Annotated in this window: 22 protein-coding genes; 14 read left to right on the top strand and 8 right to left on the bottom strand. The window is 67.7% G+C overall.

Translation table 11 applies throughout. From position 1 onward, the window contains the following. Positions 1 to 11 precede the first annotated feature (11 nt). A complete protein-coding gene (gene ilvN, locus Q344_RS0106445) occupies positions 12 to 575 on the bottom strand; it encodes an acetolactate synthase small subunit (RefSeq protein ID WP_028285979.1) in 564 nt (187 codons plus the stop codon). A 122-nt stretch (positions 576 to 697) separates the two neighbouring features. After that, positions 698 to 2,452 carry an acetolactate synthase 3 large subunit gene (locus Q344_RS0106440; protein ID WP_028285978.1) on the bottom strand — a complete coding sequence of 585 codons (1,755 nt, stop codon included), beginning with the start codon at positions 2,450 to 2,452 and terminating at the stop codon, positions 698 to 700. 443 nt (positions 2,453 to 2,895) lie between these two features. On the opposite strand from Q344_RS0106440, the gene Q344_RS0106435 reads away from it, so the two are divergent. The 3 genes from Q344_RS0106435 to preA all read left to right on the top strand — a co-directional run bounded on the left by Q344_RS0106435 (position 2,896) and on the right by preA (position 6,546). Then, the gene (locus tag Q344_RS0106435) at positions 2,896 to 4,233 is read left to right on the top strand and encodes an NAD(P)-dependent oxidoreductase (RefSeq protein WP_028285977.1); all 1,338 of its coding nucleotides are present in this window, start codon (positions 2,896 to 2,898) and stop codon (positions 4,231 to 4,233) included. A 95-nt stretch (positions 4,234 to 4,328) separates the two neighbouring features. Further along, a complete protein-coding gene (locus Q344_RS0106430) occupies positions 4,329 to 5,165 on the top strand; it encodes a class I SAM-dependent methyltransferase (protein ID WP_028285976.1) in 837 nt (278 codons plus the stop codon). A gap of 76 nt (positions 5,166 to 5,241) precedes the next feature. Beyond that, positions 5,242 to 6,546: an NAD-dependent dihydropyrimidine dehydrogenase subunit PreA gene (gene preA, locus Q344_RS0106425; RefSeq protein ID WP_028285975.1), complete on the top strand. Its 1,305-nt coding sequence runs from the start codon at positions 5,242 to 5,244 to the stop codon at positions 6,544 to 6,546. 162 nt (positions 6,547 to 6,708) lie between these two features. Here the strand turns inward: preA and Q344_RS0106420 are convergent, their stop codons facing one another. Continuing rightward, positions 6,709 to 7,326, bottom strand: coding sequence for a TetR family transcriptional regulator C-terminal domain-containing protein (locus Q344_RS0106420; RefSeq protein ID WP_028285974.1), 618 nt, complete (start codon positions 7,324 to 7,326; stop codon positions 6,709 to 6,711). 219 nt (positions 7,327 to 7,545) lie between these two features. On the opposite strand from Q344_RS0106420, the gene Q344_RS0106415 reads away from it, so the two are divergent. The 10 genes from Q344_RS0106415 (at position 7,546) to Q344_RS0106370 (ending at position 19,486) form a co-directional block, all read left to right on the top strand. Beyond that, a complete protein-coding gene (locus Q344_RS0106415) occupies positions 7,546 to 8,796 on the top strand; it encodes a Zn-dependent hydrolase (RefSeq protein ID WP_028285973.1) in 1,251 nt (416 codons plus the stop codon). Positions 8,797 to 8,886: 90 nt separating this feature from the next. Continuing rightward, positions 8,887 to 10,347, top strand: a complete 1,461-nt coding sequence (gene hydA / locus Q344_RS0106410; RefSeq protein WP_028285972.1) for a dihydropyrimidinase — start codon at positions 8,887 to 8,889, stop codon at positions 10,345 to 10,347. A 5-nt stretch (positions 10,348 to 10,352) separates the two neighbouring features. Next, a complete protein-coding gene (locus Q344_RS0106405; RefSeq protein ID WP_229669141.1) occupies positions 10,353 to 11,135 on the top strand; it encodes an ABC transporter ATP-binding protein in 783 nt (260 codons plus the stop codon). A gap of 27 nt (positions 11,136 to 11,162) precedes the next feature. Further along, positions 11,163 to 12,080 (top strand): ABC transporter permease, encoded by a 918-nt coding sequence (locus Q344_RS0106400; RefSeq protein ID WP_028285970.1) that lies wholly within the window; start codon positions 11,163 to 11,165, stop codon positions 12,078 to 12,080. Continuing rightward, positions 12,077 to 12,922, top strand: a complete 846-nt coding sequence (locus tag Q344_RS0106395; RefSeq protein WP_028285969.1) for an ABC transporter permease — start codon at positions 12,077 to 12,079, stop codon at positions 12,920 to 12,922. The genes Q344_RS0106400 and Q344_RS0106395 overlap by 4 nt, the downstream gene beginning before the upstream one ends. 28 nt (positions 12,923 to 12,950) lie before the next feature. Then, positions 12,951 to 13,943 carry an ABC transporter substrate-binding protein gene (locus tag Q344_RS0106390; RefSeq protein ID WP_028285968.1) on the top strand — a complete coding sequence of 331 codons (993 nt, stop codon included), beginning with the start codon at positions 12,951 to 12,953 and terminating at the stop codon, positions 13,941 to 13,943. Positions 13,944 to 14,100: 157 nt separating this feature from the next. Beyond that, on the top strand, positions 14,101 to 14,838 hold the full coding sequence (locus tag Q344_RS0106385; protein WP_036538394.1) for a FadR/GntR family transcriptional regulator: 738 nt from the start codon (positions 14,101 to 14,103) through the stop codon (positions 14,836 to 14,838). A gap of 227 nt (positions 14,839 to 15,065) precedes the next feature. Beyond that, on the top strand, positions 15,066 to 16,148 hold the full coding sequence (locus Q344_RS0106380) for a TRAP transporter substrate-binding protein (RefSeq protein WP_028285966.1): 1,083 nt from the start codon (positions 15,066 to 15,068) through the stop codon (positions 16,146 to 16,148). Between the two features lie 75 nt (positions 16,149 to 16,223). Further along, a complete protein-coding gene (locus tag Q344_RS0106375; protein WP_028285965.1) occupies positions 16,224 to 17,117 on the top strand; it encodes a TRAP transporter small permease subunit in 894 nt (297 codons plus the stop codon). Between the two features lie 14 nt (positions 17,118 to 17,131). After that, positions 17,132 to 19,486 (top strand): TRAP transporter large permease, encoded by a 2,355-nt coding sequence (locus tag Q344_RS0106370; RefSeq protein WP_028285964.1) that lies wholly within the window; start codon positions 17,132 to 17,134, stop codon positions 19,484 to 19,486. Between the two features lie 86 nt (positions 19,487 to 19,572). On the opposite strand, the gene Q344_RS0106365 is transcribed toward Q344_RS0106370, so the two are convergent. The 4 genes from Q344_RS0106365 to Q344_RS0106350 all read right to left on the bottom strand — a co-directional run bounded on the left by Q344_RS0106365 (position 19,573) and on the right by Q344_RS0106350 (position 22,015). Next, positions 19,573 to 20,082 (bottom strand): hypothetical protein, encoded by a 510-nt coding sequence (locus Q344_RS0106365; RefSeq protein WP_028285963.1) that lies wholly within the window; start codon positions 20,080 to 20,082, stop codon positions 19,573 to 19,575. Continuing rightward, on the bottom strand, positions 20,079 to 20,717 hold the full coding sequence (locus tag Q344_RS0106360) for a DUF1638 domain-containing protein (RefSeq protein WP_028285962.1): 639 nt from the start codon (positions 20,715 to 20,717) through the stop codon (positions 20,079 to 20,081). Before Q344_RS0106360 ends, Q344_RS0106365 begins: the two co-directional genes overlap by 4 nt. Before the next feature lie 206 nt (positions 20,718 to 20,923). Then, on the bottom strand, positions 20,924 to 21,199 hold the full coding sequence (locus Q344_RS0106355; RefSeq protein WP_028285961.1) for a hypothetical protein: 276 nt from the start codon (positions 21,197 to 21,199) through the stop codon (positions 20,924 to 20,926). 111 nt (positions 21,200 to 21,310) lie between these two features. Next, a complete protein-coding gene (locus tag Q344_RS0106350; RefSeq protein WP_028285960.1) occupies positions 21,311 to 22,015 on the bottom strand; it encodes a corrinoid protein in 705 nt (234 codons plus the stop codon). A gap of 211 nt (positions 22,016 to 22,226) precedes the next feature. Between Q344_RS0106350 and Q344_RS0106345 the strand changes: the two genes are divergently transcribed. After that, entirely contained in the window at positions 22,227 to 23,348 is a 1,122-nt protein-coding gene (locus Q344_RS0106345) for a PA0069 family radical SAM protein (RefSeq protein WP_084178313.1), read from the top strand. Between the two features lie 525 nt (positions 23,349 to 23,873). Here Q344_RS0106345 and bmt read toward each other — a convergent pair. After that, positions 23,874 to 24,884: a betaine--homocysteine S-methyltransferase gene (bmt, locus tag Q344_RS0106340; RefSeq protein ID WP_028285958.1), complete on the bottom strand. Its 1,011-nt coding sequence runs from the start codon at positions 24,882 to 24,884 to the stop codon at positions 23,874 to 23,876. Positions 24,885 to 24,895: the final 11 nt, after the last annotated feature.

Below are 24,895 nucleotides of genomic sequence, written 5' to 3'. Positions count from 1 at the left end.
GCGGGACCGTCTCAGGCGATGCCGCGCGCCAGGGCGGCCACGCCGGTGCGTGCCATCTCCACCAGACCGAGCGGGCGCATCAGGTCGGCGAAGGCGTCGATCTTCTCGGGCGTGCCGGTGATCTCGAAGACGAAGCTCGACAGGGTCGAATCCACCACGTTGGCGCGGAAGATATCCGCCAGCCGCAGCGCCTCGACCCGCTTGTCGCCATCGCCCGACACCTTCAGGAGCGCCAGTTCCCGTTCGACCGAGGGACCTTCGGTCGTGAGGTCGTGCACCTCGTGCACCGGGATGATCCGGCCGAGCTGCGCCTTGATCTGCTCGATCACCTGCGGCGTGCCGCGGGTGACCACGGTGATGCGGGAGAGGTGGCCGGTGTGATCCACCTCGGCCACGGTCAGGCTGTCGATGTTGTAGCCACGGCCGGAAAAAAGCCCGATGACCCGGGCCAGGACCCCCGCCTCGTTGTCGACCAGCACCGCGAGGGTGTGGGTCTCCTGCACGTCGCTGAATTGCGGGCGGAGGTTGTAGGCCGAATGCTTGGTCGAGCCCTTCTTGATCTGGAGTGCGTTCATCTGTCTGTCCTCTGGCGGGTGGTGTGTCGGGCGCTGCCGGGCAAAGGCCGGCCTGCATCCCGTGATGTCCTTCGGCGGGGGTCAGGCCGGGCCCCGGCCCGGCACGCCCGCGCGAACCGGCCTCACACCAGCACCGCGCCTCCTTCCTTGATCGCGTCCTTGGTGCTCGCATCGCCGAGCAGCATCTTGTTGTGCGGCTCGCCCGACGGGATCATCGGGAAGCAGTTCTCGTGCTTCTCGACGAGGCAGTCGAAGATCACCGGGCCGTCGTGGTTGATCATCTCCATGATCGCGTCGTCCAGATCCGCCGGGTCCTTGCAGAGGATCCCCTTTGCGCCGAAGGCCTCGGCCAGCTTCACGAAATCGGGCAGCGCCTCGGACCAGGAATGGGAATAGCGCTCGCCGTGCAGCAGCTCCTGCCACTGGCGGACCATGCCGAGCCGCTCGTTGTTCAGGATGAACTGCTTGACCGGCAGGCGGAACTGCACCGCGGTGCCCATCTCCTGCATGTTCATCAGCCACGAGGCCTCGCCCGCGACGTTGATGACCAGCGCGTCCGGGTGCGCCATCTGCACGCCGATCGAGGCCGGGAAGCCGTAGCCCATGGTGCCGAGGCCGCCCGAGGTCATCCAGCGGTTCGGCGCCTCGAAGCCCAGGTATTGCGCAGCCCACATCTGGTGCTGGCCGACCTCGGTCGTGATGTAGCGGTCGCGGTCCTTGGTCAGCGCCTCGAGCCGCTCCATCGCGTATTGCGGCTTGATCGTGCCCTCGGAGCGCTTGTAGCTCAGGCAGTCGACCTTCTTCCATTCCTCGATCTTCGCCCACCACTTGGAGAGCGCCTCGCGGTTGGTCTTGCGCCCGCGCGCCTTCCAGACCTTGAGGATGTCCTCGAGCACATGGGCCACGTCGCCCACGATCGGGATGTCGACGGGGATGACCTTGTTGATCGAGGAGGGGTCGATGTCGATATGCGCCTTCTTCGAATTGGGCGAGAAGGCGTCGATCCGGCCGGTGATCCGGTCGTCGAACCGCGCGCCGATGTTGATCATCAGGTCGCAGTCGTGCATCGCCATGTTGGCCTCGTAGAGACCGTGCATCCCGAGCATGCCGAGCCAGTTCTTGCCCGACGCCGGGTAGGCGCCCAGCCCCATGAGGGTCGAGGTGATCGGCGCGCCGGTCGCCTCCACGAGCTCGCGCAGCAGCTGGCTTGCCGCGGGGCCCGAGTTGATGACCCCGCCGCCGGTATAGAACACCGGCCGCTTGGCGGTCTCGAGGGCTGCGACCAGCTCGGTGATCTCTTCCATGTCGCCCTTGACCTGCGGGTTGTAGCGATAGGTCGAACCCTTCGGCGGCGCCGCATAGGTGCCGGAGGCGAACTGCACGTCCTTCGGGATGTCGATCAGGACGGGGCCCGGGCGGCCTGTCTTCGCGACGTGGAAGGCCTGGTGCAGGATGCCGGGCAGGGCGTTGGTGTCCTTCACCAGCCAGTTGTGCTTGGTGCAGGGGCGGGTGATGCCGACGGTGTCGGCCTCCTGGAAGCCGTCGGTGCCGATCATGAAGGTCGGGACCTGCCCCGAGAGCACGACGATCGGGATCGAGTCGAGCAGCGCGTCCGTCAGCCCGGTGACCGCGTTGGTCGCCCCGGGGCCCGAGGTCACAAGCGCGACGCCCGGCTTGCCGGTGGAGCGGGCATAGCCCTCGGCCGCGTGGACCGCGCCCTGTTCGTGCCGCACGAGGATGTGGCGGATGTCGTTCTGCTGGAAGATCTCGTCATAGATCGGCAGGACGGCGCCGCCCGGATAGCCGAATACCGTGTCCACGCCCTGATCCCTGAGGGCCTGAACCACCATCTTGGCGCCTGTCATCTGGCGTGTCATCTGATCTACTCCGTCCTGCGCTGTGCCAGCTCTCTGAAACGAAAAAACCCCCGGAGGTCGATCCGGGGGCGCATGGGGTGTCCTCACGGGGCTACCGGTGCTTACCGGCCCATGCGCCTGTCTCCTACGATGATTACTAGAGCGGCCACTTCGGCTCTCCCGTCGGGGGTCTCGTTCGGGCGGACATTAGGCGGGGCAGGACGGGGCGTCAACCGGCGTTTGGGTGAAAAAGATGTCACGAGAGCTTAAAAATCTTTCCGAAAGTTGCGCGAACCGCGGTGGCACGCGACATTTTGGTAATGCGCGATCCGCCGTGACGAAAAAACCGGCAGTCGGGCGGGCGAGGGGCCGAATTTCCGCACCGCCAGAAATTTACCGTTTGATAAAAAATGAAACCGTGTCAGGCTCGGTCAAAAGAAGCCAGAACCGACAGGGATCCAGCGATGACGAACGCGTCCACCACCCCGGGCATCGCCCCGGGCCGTCTTCCGGCCCACGAGATTGCCGGCAATTTCGGCGATCTCCATCCGCCCCTCGACACCCATGAGGCCCTCGTCGCGGCGGACCGGTGCTATTTCTGCTTTGATGCCCCCTGCATGGAGGCCTGCCCGACCGAGATCGACATCCCGCTGTTCATCCGGCAGATCTCGACCGGCACGCCCGAGGCCGCCGCCCGCACGATCTTCGAGCAGAACATCCTCGGCGGCATGTGCGCCCGGGTCTGCCCGACCGAGACGCTCTGCGAGGAAGCCTGCGTGCGGATGGAGGCCGAGGGCAAGCCGGTCGAGATCGGCCTGCTCCAGCGCCACGCCACCGACACGCTGATGGCCCGCAACGAGCATCCGTTCGAGCGTGCCGCGCCGACCGGAAAGCGGATCGCGGTCGTGGGGGCGGGGCCCGCGGGGCTTTCCTGCGCGCACCGGCTGGCGATGAAGGGGCATGACGTCGTGATCTACGACGCCCGGCCCAAGCCCGGCGGTCTGAACGAATACGGCATCGCCGCCTACAAGAGCACCGCGGATTTCGCCCAGAAGGAGGTCGACTGGCTGCTCCGCATCGGCGGCATCACGGTCGAGACGGGCCGGGCGCTCGGCGCCGGGCTCGACCTTGCCGCGCTGCAGGATGACTTCGACGCGGTCTTCCTCGGGATCGGTTTGGCGGGTGTCAACGCGCTCCGGGCCGAAGGGTCGGAGCGCGCGGGCGTCGAGGATGCCGTCGACTTCATCTCGGCCCTGCGGCAGGCGGCCGACATGGGCACGCTGCCCGTCGGCCGGAACGTGGTGGTGATCGGCGGCGGCATGACGGCGGTGGACGCCGCCGTGCAGTCGAAGCTTCTGGGGGCCGAAAACGTCACCATCGCCTACCGCCGCGCGGCGGACCGGATGGGCGCCTCGCAGTTCGAACGGGACCTCGCGACCTCGAAGGGCGTGCGCATCCTGACGGGCGTGATGCCGGTCGCCGTGCACGGCAACGGCGCGGCGACCGAGATCGAGCTGGAATACACCGTCGAAACCGACGGCCGCCTCGCGGGCACGGGCGAATCCTTCCGCATCCCCGCCGACCAGGTCTTCCGCGCCATCGGCCAGACGCTGCATGGCGCGCCGGAAGGGCTCGAGCTCGACGGCGGCAAGATCCGGGTGGACACGGCCGGGCGCACCAGCGTCGCAGGTGTCTGGGCGGGCGGCGATTGCGCCAGCGGCGGCGAGGACCTGACCGTGACCGCCGTGGCCGAGGGGCGCGATGCCGCCGAGGACATCCACGCCACGCTCATGGCCCGGTGATGATCTGCCCCGCGGCGCATAACGGGGACCCGTTCCCGGAGGCCCTGCGTCATGTTAACCTTGCGTCACCTGAAGTGACGCCGGGAGGGCGCTGGATGTCCGCGATCGAGGACAGGGTCTCGGCCCATTACACGACGGAAGACCTGATGACCCGCATCAGGGCGGGTCTCATGGCGGCCGGGGCGAACCCGGCGGCGCCGCGGCCCGAGGACCTCAAGCCGGTGGACGAGTTCCACACCGGCGGCGTCGTCGCCACGGATGCCCTGCTCGACCAGCTCGAGATCTCGGTGGACACGCTGGTGCTCGACATCGGGGCCGGGCTGGGCGGCACCGCGCGCCACATCGCGCGCACCCGCGGCGCCCATGTCACCGGCGTCGACCTGACCGAGGCCTTCGTGGAGGTCGCGCAGACGCTTTCCAGGATGGCGGGCATGGCGCAGCGGACCGCGTTCCGCCACTCCTCGGCGCTCGACCTGCGCTTCACGGCGGACAGTTTCGACCTCGCCACGATGTTTCACGTCGGCATGAACATCGCCGACAAGGCGCGCCTGATGACCGAGGTCCACCGCGTGCTGGAACCCGGCGGCATCTTCGCGCTCTTCGATGTCATGGCCCTGGAGAAGGACGCCGCGATCTCCTTCCCGGTGCCCTGGGCCGAGACCGAGGACCTCAGCTTCGTGGCGACCCCGGGCACCTACCGCGACGCCGCCCGCGCCGCCGGCTTCGAGGCGGTCCGCGAACGCGAACGCAGCCAGTTCGCGCTGGAGTACTTCTCGCGGCTCTTCCGCACCATCGAGGCCCACGGCATGCCGCCGCTCGGCCTCCACCTGCTGATGCGGGACACCGCGACGACCAAGCTCGCCAATTACGTGGCGGCGGTCGAAGCCGGGGCCATCGCGCCCTTCGAGATGATCTTCAGGAAGGCGGGGTGATGGGTCGCCCGATGCGCCGTCCTGACGCAAACCGACGCGGCCCCGGCCGCCAGAAACCCTAGGGGAGGTCCACCACGTGGCTGATCTGACGAGCGATTTCCTGGGCATCAAGAGCCCCAACCCGTTCTGGCTGGCCTCCGCGCCGCCGACCGACAAGGAATACAACGTCCGCCGCGCCTTCGAGGCGGGCTGGGGTGGCGTGGTCTGGAAGACGCTGGGCGAGGAGGGCCCGCCGGTCGTCAACGTGAACGGGCCCCGCTATGGCGCGATCTGGGGCGCCGACCGGCGGCTTCTGGGGCTCAACAACATCGAGCTGATCACCGACCGCGACCTTCACCGGAACCTCGAGGAGATCAGGCGCGTGAAGGCGGACTACCCCGACCGCGCGATCATCGTCTCGATCATGGTCCCCTGCGAGGAGGAGAGCTGGAAGGCCATCCTGCCGCTGGTCGAAGAGACCGGCGCCGACGGGATCGAGCTGAACTTCGGCTGTCCTCACGGGATGAGCGAACGCGGCATGGGCTCGGCCGTCGGGCAGGTGCCGGAATACATCCAGATGGTCACCGAGTGGTGCAAGAAATACTACTCGAAGCCCGTCATCGTGAAGCTCACGCCGAACATCACCGACATCCGCAAGCCCGCCGCCGCCGCCAAGGCCGGGGGGGCCGATGCGGTCTCGCTCATCAACACGATCAACTCGATCACCCATGTCGATCTGGACCTGATGGCGCCCGAGCCCACGATCGACGGCAAGGGCAGCCATGGCGGCTATTGCGGCCCGGCGGTCAAGCCGATCGCGCTGTCCATGGTCTCCGAGATCGCCCGCAGCCCCGAGACGCGCGGCATGCCGATCAGCGGCATCGGCGGCGTGACCACGTGGCGCGACGCGGCCGAGTTCATGGTGCTGGGCGCGGGCAACGTGCAGGTCTGCACCGCCGCCATGACCTATGGCTTCAAGGTGGTGCAGGAGATGATCTCGGGCCTGTCGCAATGGATGGACGAGAAGGGCTATGCCTCCACGTCCGATTTCGTCGGGAAGGCGGTGCCGAACGTCACCGACTGGCAGTACCTGAACCTCAACTACGTGACCAAGGCCCGCATCGATCAGGACGCCTGCATCAAGTGCGGCCGCTGCTATGCGGCCTGCGAGGACACCTCGCACCAGGCCATCGCGATGAACCCGGGCCGCGTCTTCGAGGTGATCGACGAGGAATGCGTGGCCTGCAACCTCTGCGTCAACGTCTGCCCGGTCGAGGATTGCATCACGATGGTCGAGCTCGACAAGGGCGAGACCGATCCGCGGACCGGGCGCGAGGTGGGCGATTACGCGAACTGGACCACCCATCCGAACAACCCCGCGTCCCGGACCGCGGCGGAATAGGCGCTCCGTCCGGGGCGGGAAAGGCAAACGCCGGCCCCCCGGGGCCGGCGTTTCGCAGTCTCGGGCCGGGCGGATCGCACCGCCGGGCAGGGCGCCTTGCCGGAGGACCGTCGCCATGTCGGCACCTGCCGCGTGAAGCCTATGTGCGGCGGGCGATAGACGTCACCCGGGCGAGAGCATCCGCGTGAAAAGCGTCACCAGGTAGCTCTCGGCGTCGATGAGGGGATCGGCCACGCCGGGACCCAGGACGGCGCGGACCTGCACGTCGAAATCGGCGTAATGCTGGGTGAGCGACCAGATCGAGAAGATCAGGTGATGCGGATCGGCCGGGGCAAGGCGTCCGGCCGCCATCCAGCCGCGGATCACCTCGGCCTTCTCGTCCACCAGATCCTTCAACTCGCCCTTCAGCATCGGCAGGATGCGCGGCGCGCCCTGCAGGATCTCGTTGGCGAAGAGCCGGCTCTCGCGCGGCTGGCTGCGGCTGATCTCGATCTTGCGGTGCACGTAGGCGAGCACCTCGTCCAGCGGCTCTCCCTCGGGATCGAGATCGCGCAGCGGGTCGAGCCAGGTGTCCATCAGCGTGGCCAGAAGATGGCCGTGGATCGCCTCCTTCGAGGGGAAGTAATAGAGCAGGTTCGGCTTCGACAGCCCCGCTTCCTTCGCGATCTGATCGACCGTCGCGCCGCGGAACCCGTGCGAGGAAAACACCTCGAGAGCGGCCTCGGCGATGATCGCGACATTGCGCTTCTGGATTCGGGTCGTTGCCTGGGCCTTGTTCATCCCTGAAGGAACCTTTCTCAAAAGTCCTTTGGAAACTGGGGTTTCCTCGATGGCCTGCTGCGTCCGGTCGCGATGAAAAATTGATCACCCAAGTCGGTTTTACCACCCCCGGACACGCGATCCGGTGTATTCCTTGACTGGTCGCAGACCCGTGATAGCGTGGCTTTGACCTTTTGGTCAAACAATGCTCGTCCCAGCCCGAAGACGTAAGGAGTGCCGATGCCCGCCCCAGGAGAGAACCTCAAGATCAACGGCGACCGCCTGTGGGACAGCCTGATGGAGATGGCCAAGATCGGCCCCGGCGTCGCGGGCGGCAACAATCGCCAGACCCTGACCGACGAAGACGCCGAGGGGCGCGCGCTGTTCCGGAAATGGTGCGAAGACGCGGGCTGCGAGATGGGGCTCGACACGATGGGCAACATGTTCGCGCGGCGCGAGGGGACCGACCCCGAGGCGCTGCCGGTCTATGTCGGCTCCCACCTCGACACCCAGCCCACGGGCGGGAAGTACGACGGGGTGCTCGGCGTGCTCGGCGGGCTGGAGATCGTGCGCTCCCTGAACGACCTCGGGATCCGGACGAAACATCCCATCGTCGTCACCAACTGGACCAACGAGGAGGGCACCCGCTACGCCCCCGCGATGCTGTCCTCCGGCGTCTTCGCGGGCGTGCATGACGAGGAATGGGCCAAGGACCGCGTCGATGCCAAGGGGCTGAAATTCGGTGACGAGCTGAAGCGGATCGGCTGGGAGGGCGAGGAGCCCGTCGGCGCCCGCAAGATGCACGCCTTCTTCGAGCTGCATATCGAACAGGGGCCGATCCTCGAGGCCGAGGGCAAGGATATCGGCATCGTCACCCACGGGCAGGGGCTCTCCTGGACGCAGGTGACGATCACCGGCAAGGACGCGCATACCGGCTCCACACCCATGCCGATGCGGAAGAACGCGGGGCTCGGCATGGCCCGGGTGCTGGAGCTGGTCGAGGAGATCGCCTTGAGCCACGCGCCCCATGCGGTCGGCGCGGCGGGGCATATCGACATCTATCCCAACTCCCGGAACGTGATCCCCGGCAAGGCGGTCTTCACGGTCGACTTCCGCTCGCCGGATCTGAGCGTGATCGAGGACATGGTGAAGCGTCTCCACGAGGGCGCCAGAAAGATCTGCGATGACATGGGCTTGGAGGTCGAGCTCGAGAAGGTGGGCGGCTTCGACCCGGTGGAGTTCGACGCGGGATGCGTGGGCGCGCTGCGGGCCGCGGCCGAGCGGCTCGGCTATTCGCATCGGGACATCATCTCGGGCGCCGGGCACGATGCCTGCTGGATCAACCAGGTGGCGCCGACCGCGATGGTCATGTGCCCCTGCGTCGACGGGCTCAGCCACAACGAGGCCGAGGAGATCTCGAAAGACTGGGCGGCGGCGGGCACGGACGTGCTGTTCCATGCCGTGCTCGAGACGGCGGAGATCGTGGAATAGCGGATAACCCCGGGGGCGCTGCCCCCGGACCCCCGGGATACATGGACCAGAGGAAGGCCGGGCCGGGGCAAGGACAACAGGGAGCTAGAGATGAGCAAGGTGATCAAGGGCGGGACGATCGTCACCGCCGACCGTCAGTTCGAAGGCGACATCCTGATCGAGGGCGAGACGATCAGGGAGATCGGGACCGACCTGAAGGGCGACGAATATGTCGACGCGGAGGGGGCCTATGTGATCCCCGGCGGGATCGACCCGCATACCCACCTGGAGATGCCCTTCATGGGCACCACGGCGGCGGAGACCTTCGAGACCGGCACCTGGGCCGCGGCCTGCGGCGGGACGACGATGCTGATCGACTTCTGCCTGCCGGGCGAGGACGGCTCGATCAAGAACGCGATCCAGGAATGGCACCGGAAATCGGCCCCGCAGATCTGTTCCGACATCGGCTATCACATGGCGATCACCGGATGGAACGAGAGCGTTTTCAACGAGATGAAGGACGCGGTTGATGCGGGCGTGAACTCCTTCAAGCACTTCATGGCCTACAAGGGCGCGCTGATGGTCGAGGATGACGAGATGTTCGCATCCTTCTCGCGCTGCAGGGAGCTGGGCGCGTTGCCGATGGTGCATGCCGAGAACGGCGACCTCGTGGACCTGATGCAGAGGAAGTTTCTCGCCGAGGGCAAGACCGGGCCGGAATGGCACGCGCGCTCGCGGCCGCCGGAATTCGAGGGCGAGGCCGCGAACCGGGCGATTACCATTGCCGACGCGGCGGGCGTGCCGCTCTACATCGTGCACGTGTCCTGCGAACAGGCGCACGAGGCGATCCGGCGCGCGCGGCAGAAGGGGATCCGGGTCTATGGCGAGCCGCTGATGCAGTTCCTCTGCCTCGACGAGGACGAATACCTCTCCGAGGACTGGCTGCATTCGGCGCAGCGCGTCATGTCGCCGCCGTTCCGGGGCAAGGAGCACCAGGACGGGCTCTGGGCCGGGCTGGCCGCCGGGTCGCTGCAGGTGGTGGCGACGGACCACGCCGCGTTCTCCTCCGAGCAGAAGAAGATGGGGGTGGGCGACTTCACCAAGATCCCCAACGGAACCAACGGGTTGGAGGAACGTCTTGCGATGCTCTGGACGACCGGGGTGGAGACGGGGCGCCTGACACCCGAGGAATTTGTCGCGGCCACGTCAACGAACATCGCCAAGATATTGAATATCTATCCGAAAAAGGGCGCGCTGGTGCCCGGGGCCGATGCCGATATCGTGGTCTGGGATCCGAAGATCACCAAGACGATCTCCGCCTCGAACCACCATTCGATCCTCGATTACAACGTCTTCGAGGGCAAGGAGGTCACCGCGCAGGCCCGCTACACGATCTCGCGCGGCGAGACGATCTGGGCCTGGGGCCAGAACTCCCAGCCTCAGCCCGGGCGCGGGCGCTTCGTGCCGCGGCCGGCCTTCCCCTCGGCGCATAAAGCGCTGACGAAGTGGAAAGAGCTGAACTCGCCCCGCAGCGTGAAGCGGGACCCGATGAACATTCCGGCGGGGATCTGAGCTTCGTGACGCAAGTGCCTGTGATCGAGTCGAAAAACCTCGATCTGACATTCGAGACCGCGGACGGGCCGGTGGCGGCGCTGAAGGATGTGTCGCTTCAGATCGGCGCCGGCGAATTCGTCAGCTTCATCGGCCCCTCGGGCTGCGGCAAGACCACCTTCCTGCGCTGCGTGGCGGCGCTCGAGGAGCCCACGGGCGGGTCGCTGACCGTCAACGGCATGTCCCCCGAGGAGGCGCGGAAGGCGCGGGCCTATGGCTATGTCTTCCAGGCGGCGGGGCTCTACCCGTGGCGGACCATCGCGAAGAACATCAGGCTGCCGCTCGAGATCATGGGGTTCTCCCGCGCCGAACAGGAGGAGCGGGTGAACCGCGTGCTGGAGCTCGTTGACCTGGCCGGGTTTGGCGGCAAATACCCCTGGCAGCTCTCGGGCGGGATGCAGCAGCGGGCCTCGATCGCGCGGGCGCTGAGCTTCGATGCGGACATCCTCCTGATGGACGAACCCTTCGGCGCGCTGGACGAGATCGTGCGCGACCATCTGAACGAGGAGCTTCTCAAGCTCTGGGCCCGGACCGGCAAGACCATCGGCTTCGTGACCCATTCGATCCCCGAGGCGGTCTATCTCTCGACCAAGATCGTCGTGATGTCCCCGCGGCCGGGCCGGATCACCGACGTGATCGAGAGCACGCTGCCGCAGGAGCGCCCGCTCGACATCAGGGACACGCCGGAATTCCTTGAAATCGCTCACAGGGTGCGCGACGGGCTCAGGGCGGGGCATGCCTATGACTGAACGCGCCACAGGCCATGAGGGGATGCGATGAGGACGATCCTCCCCGTCGCCGTCGTCGTCGCCGCCATCGTCGCCTTCTGGTATCTCGCGGCGATCCCGATGAACATCCATTTCGCCGTCACCAGCGCGCAGCGCGCGGGCGCCGAGGTGACCCCCGAGAGCGGGGCCGAGCGGCGGAACATGGGGGCCATCGCGCTTGCCGCCAGGAACCCCGCGCAATGGACCGACAGCTGGACACAGGCCAAGCCGCGGTTGCCGGTGCCGCACCAGGTGGTGGCGGAGCTCTGGCGGACGACCGCGCTGCAGCACCCGGCGAGCAAGCAGAGCCTCGTCTACCACGGCTGGGTGACGCTCTCGGCGACTGTCGTGGGCTTTGCGATCGGCACGGGCCTCGGCATCCTGCTCGCCATCGGGATCGTGCATTCCCGGGCGATGGACATGAGCGTCATGCCCTGGGCCATCGCGAGCCAGACGATCCCGATCCTCGCCATCGCGCCGATGATCATCGTGGTGCTGAACTCCATCGGCGTGCAGGGGCTGATACCGAAGGCGATCATCAGCGCGTATCTGTCGTTCTTCCCGGTGGTCGTGGGGATGGTGAAGGGGCTGCGGAGCCCCGACGCGATGCAGTTCGACCTGCTGAAGACCTATAACGCGAGCCGTTCCGAGACCTTCTGGAAACTGCGCCTGCCGGCCTCGGCCCCCTATCTCTTCGCCTCGCTGAAGGTGGGCATCGCCGCCTCGCTCGTCGGCGCCATCGTGGGCGAGCTGCCCACGGGCGCGAGCCGCGGCCTCGGCGCGCGGCTGCTGACGGGGAGCTATTACGGCCAGACCGTGCAGATCTGGTCGGCGCTCTTCGCAACCGCCATCCTCGCGGCCGCGCTGGTGGCGATCGTCGCGGGGATCGAGCGGGCGACGCTGAAACGGATGGGGCTCGCGACATGATCCTGATCATCGCCGCGCTGGCCCTCTGGGCGATCATGTGGACGGTCAATGTCCGCCTCGCCAACGGCGAGAGCGCCGGGACCTCCACGGTCAGGCTGCTGGTGCCGCTGCTCTTCGGCCTGACGCTGCTCGCCATGTGGGAGCTCGTCGTGCGGGGGCTGGAGCTGCCCATCGTCATCCTGCCCGCGCCCAGCGTCATCGCGGAGCGTGTCGCGGGATCGGGCCCGACGCTCTGGGTCGATTTCAAGCAGACCTTCCTGAAGGGCGCGCTCGGCGGCTATGCCATCGGCTGCACCGCCGCCTTCCTGACCGCGATCCTCGTCGACCGCTGGGACTTCCTGCGCCGGGGGCTCCTGCCCGTGGGCTCCTTCGTCGCCGCGCTGCCCATCGTGGGGACCGCGCCGATCCTCGTCATGTGGTACGGGTTCGACTGGCATTCCAAGGCCGCGGTGGTCGTCCTGATGGTCTTCTTCCCGATGCTCGTGAACATCGTGGCGGGGCTTCAGGACACGACGCAGATGCAGCGGGACCTGATGAAGACCTATGCCGCAAGTTACTGGCAGGGCTTGTTCAAGCTCCGCCTCCCGGCCGCGATGCCGTTCATCTTCAACGGGCTGAAAATTTCATCGACGCTGGCGATGATCGGCGCGATCGTGGCGGAATTCTTCGGCTCTCCCATTGTCGGGATGGGCTTTCGCATCTCAACATCCGTGGGGCAGCTCGCGCTCGACATGGTCTGGGCCGAGATCGTCGTGGCCGCCCTGGCCGGGTCCGCCTTCTACGGTGTCGTGGCCCTGATCGAAAGACGGCTCACGTTCTGGCATCCGTCGCAAAGGCGGTAACGACAAGACCAACAAGGGAGTAATGAGAATGAAGACATGGATCGCAGGGGCCGTCGCGGCCCTCTCGCTCGCCGGCGCCGCGCAGGCGCAGGACGAGGTGACGCTGCAGCTGAAATGGGTCACGCAGGCCCAGTTCGCGGGCTATTACGTGGCCAAGGACAAGGGCTTCTACGAGGAAGAGAACCTCGACGTCACGATCAAGCCGGGCGGCCCCGATATCGCGCCCGAGCAGGTGATCGCGGCCGGTGGCGCCGACGTCATCACGACGTGGATGGCCGCGGGCCTTGCCGCGCGCGAACGCGGCGTGCCGCTGGTGAACATCGCCCAGCCCTTCAAGACCGGCGGGCTTCAGGTCAACTGCCTCAAGTCGGCGGGCATCGAGACGCCCGAGGACTTCCCGGGCCACATCATGGGCGTCTGGTTCTACGGCAACGAATACCCGTTCTACGCCTGGATGGCCTCGCTCGGGATCGAGACGGACGGCGCGGACGAGAACGGCGTCAGCGTCATCAAGCAGGCCTTCAGCGCCGATCCCCTGATCCAGGGGCAGGCGGATTGCATCTCGACGATGACCTACAACGAATACGGCCAGGTTCTGGATGCGGGCATCACCGAGGACGAGCTGGTCACATTCAACTACCTCGAGATGGGCTTCGGCATGCTCGAGGACGGGCTCTACGTGCTCGAGGAGAACCTCGAGGATCCGGAGTTCAGGGACAAGATGGTCCGCTTCGTGCGCGCCTCGATGAAGGGCTGGAAATACGCCGAGGAGAATCCGGCCGAAGCCGCGCAGATCGTGCTCGACAACGACGAGACCGGCGCGCAGACGCTGGAGCACCAGGAATACATGATGGGCGAGGTGGCCAAGCTCACCGAGGGCTCCGACGGCACGCTCGACCCGGCGGATTACGAGCAGACCGTGAAGACCCTGCTCAGCGCCGTCTCGGCCGAGAACCCGGCGATCACCAAGGAGCCGGAAGGCGCCTGGACCCATGACATCACCGACGAAGCGCTGAAATAACAATCGCTTCCCGAATGAATCTCAGGCCGGGGCGCGGTTGCGTCCCGGCCTTTTTCATGGCTCCGGCTTGCACGGCGCCTATTCATCATGAAAAATACCTTCGGCCCCGGACCGGGCCCTACCGGAGGAGGTTGCCCTGACCGACGAGACGCCCGCCATGACCCCGCGACGGTCGCGCCCGCAGCGCGTGGCCGAGGCGATCAAGGACTTCGTCGTAACGGAGGGCCTGCGCAAGGGCGACCGTCTGCCGGGCGAGGCGGAGCTCATGGCGCGCTTCGGCATGGCCAAGGGCACCATCCGCGAGGCGATGCGCATCCTCGAGGCGCAGGGTCTGGTGCGGACCCGCACCGGCCCGGGGGGCGGGTCCTTCGTGCACGAGGTCTCGGCGGAGCGGGCGCGGGCGCTTCTGGGGAACTACTTCTACTTCCGCGACCTGACCCTGCACGACATCTACCAGCTGCGCCGCCTGCTGGAGCCGGAACTGGCCGCGTCGCTGGCCGGCCGGCTCGATGCGGAGCAGCTGGCGCGGCTCGACGCGGTGGTGGCGACCTACGATCACCCGGCGGCGTCGGTCGAGGAGGAGCGCGCCCAGCATGTCGCCTCGCTTCGGTTCCACCAGCTGCTGTCGGAATTCGCCGAGAACGAGCTCCTGGGTTTCCTGATCGGCTTCATGGCCCAGATCCTGTCGGACCTGACGATCTACCGGAAGCTCTACGAGCCGCCCAACGTGGAGCTCTGGGCCCGGGGCCGGGCCTACCAGATGCAGCTGATCGAGGCGCTGCGCGGCGGCGACGCGGAGCGGGCGCGGCAGGTGATGGCGGACCACATGGCCACCGCCGCGAGCCTGATGGAGGGCCAGGAGGCCCGGGTGCTGAACCGATTCCTCAGCCCCTAGTCAAGCCCTCTACCTATGCGTGTGCATTGTAACGAAACCCTACGAAGTATCGGAACGTAAAGCATAATTTCGGCCGCGGTGCCGAAAATTTCCACGCTCGGGGCCCTACATATGCAATAAATTTGTTTCGCCAGTCGGAATTAGCCGATACCTTTCCAGGCACTCGCAACGATCCGCGCGGCGGCAGGTAACGGCCGCCGCGCAATAACATTCTGGGAGGAAATAATATGGATCGTCGTTCTTTTCTGAAGACGTCGGCAATCGGCGGCGGCGCGGCGGCGGCGACCTCGCTGGCCGCTCCGGCCGTCGCGCAGGGCGGCACCACGCTGACCATGGTCACGACCTGGCCGCGCGGTCTGGCCGGTGTCTGGGACTCGGTCGAGCGCTTCGTGAACAACGTGGCCGACATGTCGGGCGGCACGCTGACCATCGACGCCAAGGGCGCGGGTGAGCTTGTCGGAGCGCTGGAGAGCTTCGACGCCGTCACCTCCGGGCAGGCCGACATCTACCACGGTGCGGATTACTACTGGGTCGGGCAGCACCCGGCATGGGCCTATTTCACCGCCGTGCCCTTCGGCATGACGGCGCCCGAGATGATGGTCTGGTACTATGCCCAGGACGGCATGGACCTGCACCACGAGCTGGGCGAAGTCTTCGGCATCAAGCCGTTCATCGCCGGGCAGACCGCGGCGCAGGGCGGCGGCTGGTTCCGGAACCCGGTCAAATCGGCCGACGATTTCAAGGGCCTCAAGTTCCGCATGCCCGGCCTCGGCGGCCAGGCGCTGGCGGAACTCGGCGCCTCGGTCCAGAACATCCCCGGCGGCGAGATCTACCAGGCGCTGTCCACCGGCGCGCTGGACGCGACCGAATGGATCGGGCCCTGGTCGGACGAGAAGCTGGGCCTGCAGGAGGTCTGCAAGTACTACTACCCCGCCGGCTTCCACGAGCCGGGCGCGGCCCTCTCGGTCGGCGTGAACCTCTCGGTCTTCGACGGGCTCTCGAGCGAGCATCAGGCCATCATCCGCCATGCCGCGGCCGAGACGCACCAGCACAACTACGCGCTCTTCATCGCCAACAACGGCCCGGCGCTGAAGCGCCTGCGCGACGGCGGCACCCAGGTCGAGGAATTCTCGGACGACATCTGGGACGCTTTCGGCGCAGCCTCCAAGAAGGTGCTCGACGGCTTCATGGACGACGAGATCTTCGCCAGAACCCGCGAGTCGATGGAAGCCTCGATGGCGAACACGGCGGGCTGGGTCTCGGTCTCCGACGCGACCTACGTGCGCCAGCGCTCCCGCGTGAACGGCTGATCCCCCTGCGGGTCCATTGAACGACAGGACTGCGCACCGGCCGGTGCGCAGTCCGCCTATACGGGGGGACAGGCAATGCTCGACGCTCTGAGCTGGCTCGTGACGCAGATCGGTCTGGGGTTCTACAATCTCTTCTTCGCCGTGACCCATCCGAGCCTCTGGCTCGACTGGTCCGACAAGGAAGCCCTGATGCGCTTCGTCTATTACGGCGCATCGGTCGAATTCTTCTTCGTCGTCTTCGACATCTTCCTGGTCGTCACGCTGATCGGGCTGATCTTCCGGCCCTTCATGTGGGCCTGCGTGCGGGGGCTTGAGGGCTTTGCAAACGCCGTCGGGCGCACCGCGGCCTGGGCGGGCCTGATCATGGTCGCCCAGCAGACGCTGGTGGTCTTCCTCCAGTCGATCTTCCGCCTGGGCGAATTCACCATCGCGCCGCTTGGCCTGGGCATCACGCAATCGGTCGGCTGGTGGTCCGAGGGGCTGAAGTTCTGGAACGCCGTGGTGATCGCGCTCTGCGTCTCTTACACCTTCGTGCAGGGCGGACACGTGCGGGTCGACCTGATCTATGCGCCGCTCAGGCACCGGGCCAAGCGCGCGGTCGACATGTTCGGCGCGCTCTTCCTGATGATCCCGCCGATGGTGCTGACATGGATGTACGCCTGGTTCTTCCTCTGGCGGCACCTGATCACCCCCAAGGTCTCGGCCTCGGATCAGCTGGAGCTGATGCTGCGCAAATCCTCCATCGTGAAGTGGAACGTGGAAACCATCGGGTTCAGCCCCGACGGGTTCAACGGCTACTTCCTGTTCAAGATACTGATGCTCTGCTTCGTGGCCATGGTGCTGCTGCAGGCCGTGGCCTTCTTCTACCGCTCCTATCTCGAATTCGTCGAGGGCGAGGCCTCCGCGGACAAATACCTCGACCGGGATTCCCTCGGCGAGGGCGAAGAAGCCTACGAAGGCACGCATTAAGGGGTTAATGGGTCATGCTATTCGGACTTGATGGCGTCGAGATCGGGCTGATCATCGTCTTCCTGTGTCTCTTCGCGGGGATCCTCTCGGGCTTCCCGGTCGCCTTCGCGATCTCGGGCGCCGGGATCTTCGCCTTCGCGATCATCGCCTATCTCGATGCCCAGGGCATCCTCGTACACAACGTGATCGACACCTCGACACAGGCCTTCCGGGACCTGCTGGCCACGGGGGTGAAGCCCGACACGATATCGACCTTCCGATACCCGGATCTGCCGACCGTCGCCGTGCCGCTCTTCGACCGGGGCTGGGAGGTCGCCGTCGACCGGAACCTGTCGTTCATCGTGAACCGGATGAACGAACGTGTCTTCGCGGGCCAGTCGATCGAGACGCTGCTGGCGGTGCTGATGTTCGTGATGATGGGCATCACGCTCGAGCGCTCCAAGATCGCCAACGACCTCTTGACCACCATGGCGCGGATCTTCGGTCCGCTGCCCGGCGGCCTGGCCGTCTCGGTCGTCGTGGTGGGCGCCTTCCTTGCCGCCTCGACCGGCATCGTCGGCGCGACCGTGGTGACCATGGGCCTGCTGTCGCTGCCCACGATGCTCAGGAACGGCTATTCGCCCGAGCTCTCCACCGGGGTGATCGCGGCGAGCGGGACCCTGGGGCAGATCATCCCGCCCTCGATCGTCATCGTCCTGCTGGGCACGCTGGCGGGCGATCTCTATTCGGCCGCGCAGGAGAGCCGTGCGCAGGCGGTCGGCTGCTCCGACGCGCTGACGCTGCTCGGCCGGCCGGCGGTGGTCTCGGTCGGCACGCTCTTTCAGGCGGCGATGCTGCCGGGGATCCTCTTGGCCTTCCTCTACGCGGCCTACGCCTTCGGCTTCGCGCTCTTCCGCCCGTCCAAGGCGCCCTCTGTCCACGTCGAGCGCGACAGCAGGGAGACGATCACCCGCGGCACGGGGCTGACCTGGTTCCTCGCCGTGCCGGCGCTGATCCTGGCGGGCACCTTCGCGATGGTCGAGACCGGGCTGATCGGATCGCAGGACACCGGCGTCGATGCCTTCTCGGAGGCGAGCGAGGGGGCGATCCTGCGCACGAACGTCAGCCCCGAGTGCCGGGAGGCGATGATCGCGCTGCACGGCCAGCCGATGTGGGACCTTGCCGTCCGCCAGACCGAGGCCATCGCGGAGTCGGGCGGCGGGCAGGACAGCGTGCGGCTCTCGCCCGAAGAGATCGAGGAGCTGCGCGGCCTGAAGATCGCCGCGGCCGCGCCGATCGGATCGGGCATCGCCACCATGGGCGTGCTCCTGCTGCTGCTCTTCGCGATCGCGCGCGGGGTGAAACCCTCGGCCGGGGCCGAGCCCCTCATCATCGGGGCCGCCGGCGCCGTGACCATGCTGATGGCGGACGTGTTCTTCATCCATCCGACCACCACGCCGCTGGTCACGCTGCTGGTCATCGCCCTGCCGCTGCTGGTGGCGCTCTGGGCCTCGCGCCATGCCGCCGCGCGGCTGGCCGAGAACGAGCTGATCCGCGTGGTCTTCCCGCCGCTGATGCTGATCGTGGCGGTGCTGGGCTCGATCCTCGGCGGGATCACCAACCCGACGCCGGCCGCCGCGCTCGGTGCGGCGGGGGCGATCATGCTGGCCGGCTATCGCAAGCTGCGCGAGCGGGGGCATTCCGGCTGGATCATCATCAACGCGACGCTCGCGGTCGTGGTGATGATCCTCGTGGGGGCGAATTTCGACCTCAGGATCACGCAGGAGAATGTGGGCTTCCAGACGTGGATCGCCTTCTTCGTGGCCTATGGCGCCTTCCTCTTCGCGGCCTTCGGGCTCGTTGCGGCGGGCTGGGCGCTCTACAGGGTGGGCGTGCTGACGCCGATCGTGCGGGAGACGGCCAAGGTCACCTCGATGGTCTTCACCATCCTGATCGGATCGCAGCTCTTGAACCTCGTGGTGATCTCCTTCGGGGGCGAGCATTACATCCAGGAGTTCCTGCGCAGCTTCGACAGCGAGTTCCAGGTCTTCCTGATCGTGATGCTGGTGCTCTTCATCCTGGGCTTCGTGCTCGATTTCCTCGAGATCATCTATATCGTGATCCCGATCGTCGGGCCGGTCATCTACGGCGGCACCTTCGATCCGAAATGGGTGACGATCATGATCGCGGTGAACCTGCAGACCTCGTTCCTGACGCCGCCCTTCGGCTTCGCGCTCTTCTATCTGCGCGGGGTCGCGCCGCCCTCGGTGACGACGGGGCACATCTACCGCGGGATCATTCCTTTCGTGCTGATCCAGGTCCTCGGCCTCGCGCTCCTGTGGTTCGTGCCCTCCATCGTGACCATCGTGCCGGACCTGATGCCCAACTGACCGGGGAGGGGGCCTGATCCAAAGGAAAAGCCGCGCCTCCGGGCGCGGCTTTGCCTCTTTCATGGCCTTGCCCCGCCGGGGGCGGGTCAAGGCGCGGGCACGTAGCGGCGGAGGGAGGCGACGAAGGTGTCGATCTCGCGCGAAAGGGGGGAGGTGGCGAAGCCGTCGAGCCGGGCGGTGTCGAGCGCCTCGGGCCAGAGCGCGCGTTCGAGCGCGTCGCGGCGCGCCGCATCGCCCTTCGCCAGCGGCAGCGCCTCGGCCGCCACGAGAAGCTCGAGCCGGGACTGCACCGCGCGCATGTCGCCGAAGGCCGCGATCATCGGGCCGGTGAGGGCCGGGTCGTCCTGCCACGAGCGGCCCGCGAAGACCTCCTGCACCACGCGCTGGCCGGCGCCGTGGCAGCTGTAGCGGGTGCAGCCGGGGAAGCCCTTCTTCGCCAGATCGGCATGGATCGCGCAGGCGTGGCCCGCGAGGTTGGGGCAGGGGGTGCCCGCCGGCTTGTCGATGGCGAAGCTCTCGCCGCGGTCGAGCGCGAGGGCGAGGCAGCAGAGCGCGGCGCAGGCGCTGCAATCGGCGCTGAGGGCAGGGCGGCTCATCCGGCCGCCAGCGCTTCGAGCTCCGCGGCGAGATCGCCGTAGCCGGTGAAGCGACGTTCGAACGGCAGACCGAGGCGGGCGGCGGCCTCCTCGGCCCGTGCGGTGAGCGCGGGATCCTCGGTCTGGGCGAGGTAGACGAGGCGTTCGTAATTGCCGAAATACATCTCGCGCAGCTCGGGATGGCGGTCGAGGCCGAGGGGGCGCCAGCAGAAGGCGTCGAACTGCCGGGTGAGGAAATCGGTGAGGTAGAAGGCGGTGACCTCGCCGCGTGCCTCGAAGGCCGCGTTGCCCTCGAAGAAGCTGTAGCAATGGGGGCCTGCGAGCATGCCGATCCCGAGCCTCGCGCAGGCGGCGGCGAGGCTCCCCCCGGTGCCGCAATCGGCATAGAGGACGAAGACCCTCTCGTAGTCGGCGCCATGGCGGGCGACCGCCGCCTCGACGGCGCCGGTGATCCGCTCGGGGTGGTTGTGCAGGATCGCGGGCAGGCACTGGAGGTCGAACCGGCTCCAGCCGTTCAGGCGGATCAGCGCCAGCACCTCGCGCGCCAGCGCCCCGCAGGCGAGCAGGAGCACACGGCCCCGGCCGGTGGCGGGCATCCCGTCCCGCGTCAGGGCATGGTCGTCCGGCAGCTCCATATCCGCGATGTGACAGTCGCGGGGGAACCGGTCAAGGGGGCTGTCGCGCGGCCGGGCGGCACGGAGCGCCGGGGGGCACGGCGGTGATCGGCGAGCCCGGTCAGGCGCGCCTCGCCCGGGCTTGTCGATGGGGCGGGCGCTGGCCGCGGTCGAGTGCGGCGGCGGCTGTCACCGCGGTTCCTGCGCCTTGCCGGATCGCTCCGGCCTCAGGTCCCGCGGCGTGTGGTCCAGACGAGGTAGATCGCAAGCGCGGCCACCGCCACGGCGCCGATGCCGACCGCGAGCAGGGCCGCGCCCGCGGCGAGCGCGGAGAGACCCAGGGCGCCGATCAGCACCGCAGCCAGGATCACGGTGCCGCGGTGGCTCTTCTTCGGTCCCGGCACGCGGGACGCGCTGTCCGGCCGGGCCGGTGGTTCGGTCCGGTCCGGGGCGGTGGTGGGGCTGTTCCGGGTGTCGTGCGGGGTGTGGTCCTGCGGGGGCATGGCGATCTCCTTGCCCGCAGACGTAAGGCGGCGCGCCCGTCCGTAAAGCCGGGCGGCGCGCGAAAGTCCGGGGTGGCGCGGCGGGGCCGGGGCCCGCCGCGCCCCGGGGTCTCAGCGGGCGACGCCCTGGTTGTGCTTGCGGGCGACGAACTGCTTCGCCGTCTCGACCGCCACGGCTGCGTCGCGGCAATAGGCGTCGGCGCCGATGGCGCGGCCGAATTCCTCGTTCAGGGGGGCACCGCCGACAAGGACGATGTAATCGTCGCGGATTCCCTTCTCCTTCATCGTGTCGATCACGACCTTCATGTAGGGCATCGTGGTCGTCAGCAGGGCCGACATGCCGAGGATATCCGGCTGCTCGGTCTCGAGCGCCTCGAGATACTTCTCGACCGCGTTGTTGATGCCCAGATCGACCACCTCGAACCCGGCGCCCTCCATCATCATCGAGACGAGGTTCTTGCCGATGTCGTGGATGTCGCCCTTCACGGTGCCGATCACCATCTTGCCCATGCGCGGCGCGCCGGTCGCGATCAGCAGGGGCTTCAGGATCGCCATCCCGCCCTTCATCGCATTGGCGGCGAGCAGCACCTCGGGGACGAAGAGGATGCCGTCGCGGAAGTCGTTGCCGACGATGGTCATGCCGCCGACGAGCGCCTCCGTCAGGATGCGGTAGGGTTCCCATCCACGCTCGAGCAGGATGTGCACGCTCTCTTCGATCTCTTCCTTGAGACCGTCGTAGAGGTCGTCGAACATCTGCTGGACCAGTTCCTCGTCGTTCAGATCCGCGAGGATGATTTCTTCGTCGTCGTCAGACATGGGCCATGCCATCCTTCTCTCGCCGGGCGGGGAGCGGCCCGGGCTGTTCTGCCCCACCCATCGGGCAATTGGCCGCAGGGCACTGGCCGAATTGCGACATAGGCGGCGATCGAACCGACCTCGGACGCGGATTGTGAAGGCGCGGTGTCGCCCGAGGCACATCCATAGCGGGGGGATTGCAAATGTTCACTTAATGTTCCATCCTCGGAGGATGCCGTTGCCGCCCCGGACCCCCGATCCCGACACCAGCCTCGCGGCGCACCGCGTCGCGCCCGAACGGCTGCGGGGACGCGGCGCGCGGTCGAACCGTGCGGGCCGCTACGAGCGCGAGCTGCGCCAGGCCGAGAGCGACGGATGGGACATCGAGGAGGACCTGCCCGTCCTGCGCACCGAGGTCTCGGAGGAGCGGGCGCGGAAGATCATCACCTACAACAGCTCGCCCGATCTGCCCTTCGACCGGTCGGTGAACGCCTACCGCGGGTGCGAACACGGCTGCATCTACTGTTTCGCCCGCCCCACCCATGCCTGGCTGGGGCTTTCGGCGGGGCTCGATTTCGAGACGCGGCTGGTGGCGCGGCCGGGGGCGGCGGAGCTGCTGGCCAAGGAGCTGGCGGCGAAATCCTACAAGGTCGCGACGCTGGCCATGGGGACGAACACCGACCCCTACCAGCCGATCGAGAAGCGCTACGGCGTGACGCGCGCGATGCTCGAGGTGCTGCGCGAGGCGCGCCATCCCGTGGGCATCGTGACCAAGGGCACGCTGATCCTGCGCGACCTCGACATCCTGTCCGAGATGGCGCGGGACCGGCTGGTGCGGGTCGGGATCTCGGTGACGACCCTGGACCCCGTGCTGTCCCGGCGGATGGAGCCGCGGGCGCCGGCGCCCGCCAAGCGGCTGGAGGTGATCCGGCGCCTCACGGAGGCGGGCGTCGAGGTGCGGATCATGACCTCGCCGGTGGTGCCGGGGCTGACGGATCACGAGATCGAGGCGCTGCTGGAGGCCGGGGCGCAGGCGGGCGCGGTGGCGGCGAGCTGGATCATGCTGCGCCTGCCGCTCGAGGTCTCGCCGCTCTTCCGCGACTGGCTGGAGGAGCATTATCCCGACCGCGCGGGCCGCGTGATGGCGCGGGTGCGCGAGATGCACGGCGGCAAGGATTACGATGCGCAATGGGGAAAGCGGATGCGCGGCGAGGGGCATCATGCCCAGATGATCGGGCAGAGGTTCGCCCGCGCGGCGCGGCGGCTCGGGCTCGACCGGGCGCTGCCGCCGCTCAGGTGCGACCTCTTCCGGCCCCCGGTGCCACGGGGGGCACAGATGGACCTGTTCGGCTGAGGAGGCTGCCATGGGAACGGAGACCTGTCACGGAAGCTGCCAGTGCGGGGCGGTCGCCTAGGAGGCGGATCTCGACCTCGAGGTTCAGCACGGGGACGATCCAGCACCTCGTCTGCGCGACCTGCGGGATCCGGAGCCACTCGGTCGGCCAGATGCCGGACGGGACCCGGCTGGCGGGGGTGAACGTCAATTGCCTCGAAGGTGTCGACGCGCGGGCGCTCTCTCCGAAGCTGCACGACGGGGCCTCGTTCCAGGCGCGATCCAGCGGTGCCTTCGGCACACGACCCCATCAGCCCCCATCCTGGCCTTCCCCCGATCCGGGGGAAGGAAGCCTGTGGCCATCCGACCCAGACAGGGGAACGGGGCGCCCTGTTGCCGTGGTCGGGCCGTTACGCGGTTCAGGGGCAGGTCTGCCCCAGTGCGCGCCCTGTCGAGGATGATGCGGGGCGTCCGCGCCCGATGGACGAGCCGCGGCGGGGCCGCGGCGGCCTGCGGCCCTGCCTGGCGCGCGCGCGGCGCGCGGGCTCAGGCGCGGCGGCGCGTGCGGCGGCGGGCGGGGCCGGCGTCGTCGCCGGTGCCGTCGCTGGCCGAGGAGAAGCCGCCGAGCGTCTCGGCGATCTCGTCCAGCGTGGGCCGGGGGCCGCGCGGGCGGGTGGAGAGCGCCTCGTGCATCTTCTCGAGATGTTCGGGCATGGTGCCGCAGCAGCCGCCGATGATCGTCGCGCCGCAGTCGCGGGCCATGACCGCGTAATCCGCCATAAGCTCGGGCGTGCCGTCGTAATGGATGTGGCCGTCGACGTATTTGGGAATGCCCGCATTGCCCTTCGAGATGATCGGGCGCTCGGACCCCTGTGCCGCGAAACCCAGCACGGTGCGCAGCAGGTCCGATGCGCCGACGCCGCAATTGGCGCCGTAGGCGATCGGCGGGTTGGGCAGTTTCTCGACCATCGCGACCATGTCCGAGGAGGTCATGCCCATCATCGTGCGGCCGGCGGTGTCGAAGCTCATCGTGCCGCACCAGGGCATGCCGGCCAGCGCGAAGGCCTCGGCGGCGGCCCGGTATTCCTCGGGGGCCGATATCGTCTCGAGCCAGAGCACGTCGGCGCCGCCGTCCTTCAGGCCCTCGGCCTGTTCGTGGAACATCTCGACCGCGGCCGCGTGGGTGAGGGCCCCCATCGGGGCCATGATCTCTCCGGTCGGGCCGACGGAGCCTGCGACGACGACCGGGCGGCCGGCCTTGTCGGCGAGTTCGCGTCCGATCTCGGCGCCGGCGCGGTTCAGCTCGCGCACCCGTGACTGGGCGTCGTGCAGCTTCAGCCGGGCGGCGTTGCCGCCGAAGGTGTTGGTCAGGAAGAGATCGCTGCCCGCGTCGATCGCCGAAGCATAGAGCGCGCGGATCTTCTCGGGCGCATCGACATTCCAGAGCTCGGGCGCATCGCCCGCGCCGAGCCCCATGTTGAAGAGGTTGGTGCCGGTGGCTCCGTCGGCCATCAGCCAGTCACGCTCTTGCAGCAGGGCCGTGAGGGCGTCGGTCATCGGGCGTCTCC

This window comes from Pseudooceanicola nanhaiensis DSM 18065, assembly GCF_000688295.1.
Taxonomy (GTDB): domain Bacteria; phylum Pseudomonadota; class Alphaproteobacteria; order Rhodobacterales; family Rhodobacteraceae; genus Pseudooceanicola; species Pseudooceanicola nanhaiensis.
This window is presented reverse-complemented; position numbering and strand designations above follow the sequence as displayed.

Excerpts from the sequence above, each read along its gene's own strand:
- Q344_RS0106355 (WP_028285961.1), bottom strand. The coding sequence starts at position 21,199 with ATGCCCCCGCAGGACCACACCCCGCACGACACCCGGAACAGCCCCACC.
- Q344_RS0106375 (WP_028285965.1), top strand. The coding sequence starts at position 16,224 with ATGCTCGACGCTCTGAGCTGGCTCGTGACGCAGATCGGTCTGGGGTTC.
- Q344_RS0106380 (WP_028285966.1), top strand. The coding sequence starts at position 15,066 with ATGGATCGTCGTTCTTTTCTGAAGACGTCGGCAATCGGCGGCGGCGCG.
- Q344_RS0106435 (WP_028285977.1), top strand. The coding sequence starts at position 2,896 with ATGACGAACGCGTCCACCACCCCGGGCATCGCCCCGGGCCGTCTTCCG.
- Q344_RS0106350 (WP_028285960.1), bottom strand. The coding sequence starts at position 22,015 with ATGTCTGACGACGACGAAGAAATCATCCTCGCGGATCTGAACGACGAG.
- Q344_RS0106395 (WP_028285969.1), top strand. The coding sequence starts at position 12,077 with ATGATCCTGATCATCGCCGCGCTGGCCCTCTGGGCGATCATGTGGACG.
- Q344_RS0106385 (WP_036538394.1), top strand. The coding sequence starts at position 14,101 with ATGACCCCGCGACGGTCGCGCCCGCAGCGCGTGGCCGAGGCGATCAAG.
- Q344_RS0106400 (WP_028285970.1), top strand. The coding sequence starts at position 11,163 with ATGAGGACGATCCTCCCCGTCGCCGTCGTCGTCGCCGCCATCGTCGCC.
- hydA (WP_028285972.1), top strand. The coding sequence starts at position 8,887 with ATGAGCAAGGTGATCAAGGGCGGGACGATCGTCACCGCCGACCGTCAG.
- Q344_RS0106360 (WP_028285962.1), bottom strand. The coding sequence starts at position 20,717 with ATGGAGCTGCCGGACGACCATGCCCTGACGCGGGACGGGATGCCCGCC.
- Q344_RS0106370 (WP_028285964.1), top strand. The coding sequence starts at position 17,132 with ATGCTATTCGGACTTGATGGCGTCGAGATCGGGCTGATCATCGTCTTC.
- Q344_RS0106430 (WP_028285976.1), top strand. The coding sequence starts at position 4,329 with ATGTCCGCGATCGAGGACAGGGTCTCGGCCCATTACACGACGGAAGAC.
- ilvN (WP_028285979.1), bottom strand. The coding sequence starts at position 575 with ATGAACGCACTCCAGATCAAGAAGGGCTCGACCAAGCATTCGGCCTAC.
- Q344_RS0106345 (WP_084178313.1), top strand. The coding sequence starts at position 22,227 with ATGCCGTTGCCGCCCCGGACCCCCGATCCCGACACCAGCCTCGCGGCG.
- Q344_RS0106365 (WP_028285963.1), bottom strand. The coding sequence starts at position 20,082 with ATGAGCCGCCCTGCCCTCAGCGCCGATTGCAGCGCCTGCGCCGCGCTC.
- Q344_RS0106390 (WP_028285968.1), top strand. The coding sequence starts at position 12,951 with ATGAAGACATGGATCGCAGGGGCCGTCGCGGCCCTCTCGCTCGCCGGC.
- bmt (WP_028285958.1), bottom strand. The coding sequence starts at position 24,884 with ATGACCGACGCCCTCACGGCCCTGCTGCAAGAGCGTGACTGGCTGATG.
- Q344_RS0106440 (WP_028285978.1), bottom strand. The coding sequence starts at position 2,452 with ATGACACGCCAGATGACAGGCGCCAAGATGGTGGTTCAGGCCCTCAGG.
- Q344_RS0106420 (WP_028285974.1), bottom strand. The coding sequence starts at position 7,326 with ATGAACAAGGCCCAGGCAACGACCCGAATCCAGAAGCGCAATGTCGCG.
- Q344_RS0106415 (WP_028285973.1), top strand. The coding sequence starts at position 7,546 with ATGCCCGCCCCAGGAGAGAACCTCAAGATCAACGGCGACCGCCTGTGG.